This is a genomic window from Xanthobacter autotrophicus, from assembly GCF_030015065.1.
GTDB lineage: Bacteria > Pseudomonadota > Alphaproteobacteria > Rhizobiales > Xanthobacteraceae > Xanthobacter > Xanthobacter autotrophicus_D.
In genome coordinates this window covers 1-407 of record NZ_JAIVFN010000510.1, presented here as the reverse complement: position 1 = coordinate 407, position 407 = coordinate 1, and the positions used below count along the sequence as shown (strand labels likewise).

Genomic DNA, 407 nt, shown 5'->3' with positions numbered 1-407 from the left:
TCGTCGGGCCGATCATCCCGCCCTCGATCATCATGATCATCTACGCGCTGCAGGACGAGCAGGTCTCGGTGGGCGGGCTCTTCATCGCGGGCTTCGCACCGGGCCTTCTCATCGCGCTGGCGATGGCGATCGTCAACTGGCGCGTGTGCGTGCAGCGCGACTACCGCTCGCGCGAGCCGCGCCCCACGGGCCGCGAGATGCTCTCCAACAGCATCCGCGCCATCCCCGCGCTGATGCTGGTGGTGCTGATCCTGGTCGGCATCCGCTTCGGCATCTTCACGCCCACCGAAGCCTCGGTGGTGGCGGTGTTCTACGCGCTGGTGTGCGGCAAGTGGATCTACCGCACGCTGGAGTGGAAGGCGCTGCCGCACATCGCGGCGCGCTCGGCGCTGCTCACGGCCTCGGTG

General features: G+C 68.6%; 1 protein-coding gene. It reads left to right on the top strand.

Annotation, left to right across the window (positions count from 1 at the left end; translation table 11 throughout):
* Nucleotides 1-407, top strand: a 407-nt coding sequence (locus tag K9U40_RS24270) for a TRAP transporter large permease subunit (protein ID WP_282892597.1), incomplete at both ends; no start/stop codon positions are given.